The sequence below is a fragment of the Paenibacillus helianthi genome (genome assembly GCF_001909055.1).
GTDB classification, from domain to species: Bacteria; Bacillota; Bacilli; order Paenibacillales; family Paenibacillaceae; genus Paenibacillus_AQ; species Paenibacillus_AQ helianthi.
This window is the reverse complement of the sequence record NZ_LVWI01000116.1, coordinates 1-2,197: the sequence shown is the minus strand read 5'-3', so window position 1 is coordinate 2,197 and position 2,197 is coordinate 1. Positions and strand designations below refer to the sequence as shown.

The 2,197-nt window shown below is 49.6% G+C and carries 1 protein-coding gene; it reads left to right on the top strand.

What is annotated here, in order from left to right:
- The first annotated feature begins 643 nt into the window (after positions 1–643).
- Positions 644–2,050: a group II intron reverse transcriptase/maturase gene (gene ltrA, locus A3844_RS31595; RefSeq protein WP_143192228.1), complete on the top strand. Its 1,407-nt coding sequence runs from the start codon at positions 644–646 to the stop codon at positions 2,048–2,050.
- Positions 2,051–2,197: the final 147 nt, after the last annotated feature.

Here is a 2,197-nt window from a genome sequence, read left to right as displayed (position 1 = left end):
GTGCGCCTCACAGTCGCACTATCTAGGTGGTTCAAATCCACCCGGTGACTTTACCCTTTAAAGTGCCGTAGCCGAAGCAGACTTCCGGCAACCGAAGGTTGCCGGAAGGGCAGGGTGTCTTCCGTAAGGAAGAATCCGAAGGGCCTGCAGGCAAAGTCCAGCCCGGAATGCAGTGAACCAGAGGTGGCGGCGATGCTGGGTGACCCGCCGTAAAAACGGGGAAACCTATACGAAATCGTATATCTTACAGGAAAACACACAAAGGGAAATGACCTGCAAGACTCATCGACGTGATTAGGGTCAGGATGGATGGAACAGAAGGTGCAGATAACTGAGGGAAGTCTCGTAGTCTCCTTGACGCAAACGCGAACAAGGTAGGGGCGGTATAACCGAAAGGGAAAACCAAGCCGAAGGGTTGCGAGATGGCGGATCGTTCCGTAGTAGTGAGCAAGTCCGGGCCAATGAAAGCTGGTAACAGTCTGGAGGAGAAAACCCGGATGAGTGTGCGCCTGGAATTTTTTTTTTGAAGGCGAGCAGCCAGAAAAAAAAAAAAAAGTGGTGCCGCATACCCTGCTCTCACTCCAAAAGAGGAGAGACAGAGGCGAAGGGAACGTGCTTTGTCAAAGACTGTGAGTGTTCGCGAGTGGATATCGTAAGCGCCGTAAACCAGCGAGGGTTTGACCGAGAGGGTGAGTCCCGCCGAGAGCGAGAGAGCGCTTGGGGAATGAGGCAAACTGGCGACCTGAGTACATCCAAGGCAGCAGGAGCGATTGAATTTTTTTTTTCTAACACGCAGTTGCCGGGATGGAACAAGAAAGGAATCGATATCTGTAACGGAAACAAGACCAGCCTGGTGAGTAGCGGTAAAGGTGGTGAAACACCAATGAAACCGAAAAGACGTTACTATTCCCTAATCGATAAGGTTTACCAAATGAACAATCTGGACGAAGCCTGGCTGTCGGTGAAAAAGAATCAAGGAAGTGGCGGTATCGATGGTGTCAGCATCGGGATGTATGAGAAGAATGTAAGCACGAACCTAAGGGAACTCCAAAGGTTATTGCAGCAGGGCCGTTACGTTCCCGATCCGGTGAGGCGGCATTACATCGAGAAGGAAAATGGGAAATTAAGACCGCTAGGCATTCCTACGATTCGGGATCGAGTCTGTCAGCAAGCCGTACGCCAAATCATTGAGCCTATCTTTGAAGAGGATTTTTATTACTATAGCTTTGGTTTCCGAGCAGGATATTCGGCGCATCAAGCCATACGTACCATCCGGCGGGCCAAACGTAATGGATATGAACATGTAGTAGACCTGGATATTGTGTCTTTCTTCGATGAAATCCCCCATGAAGGACTCATGGAGAAAGTGCAAGAAAGAATCTCGGACGGAAAAGTACTGACGCTCATTCGCGGGTGGCTGACGTCGGGAGTCATGGAAGATGATCAGTTCCATGAAACAGAAATCGGGTCTCCCCAGGGCGGAGTCATCTCGCCGCTCTTGGCAAACATCTATTTGAATGCGTTCGACTGGGGCATGAAAGAGCAGGGATTTGCCGTAGTCAGGTACGCGGACGATGCCGTAATCCTATGTAAGACAAAGGAACAGGCACAAGAGGCGTATAGGGCAGCAAAGAAGATATTAGAAGAAGAACTGCGACTGCGAATGCACCCGGAGAAAACAAAAGTGGTGGATTTCGATGAGGGATTTCGTTTTCTGGGATTCGACTTCCGGAGGGATTATATCGCCTTGCCAGACGCGAAAGTGAAGAAATATAAGGATAAAATCCGAAAGGCAACGTGCAGGCAACAAGGAAAGAACCTGGACGGAATGCTGGGGAAGCTAAACGAAATCAGCCGAGGATTTGGAAACTATTTCGGGATAGGAAATGTAAAGAAAAAGTTTGAACGTCTGGATCAATGGACGCGAATGAGGGTGCGAGCCTTTATGCGCAAAAAGAGATCTACGGTGTCAAACCGGCTGATACCAAACAAAGTACTGGAATCAGCCGGAATGGTATTTCTAACAAGCTTACTCACCACACGTTCCTAATTCAGGAGTGAAATAAGCAATCCGGCGACGGATGAAGGAAACTCACTCCTGAAGATGGGGAACTGACGAAGGAAAGCCGTGTGCGGGAAATCCGCATGCACGGTTTGACGGGGAGTCCGAGGGAGTAATCCCTCGTCTTACCCTACT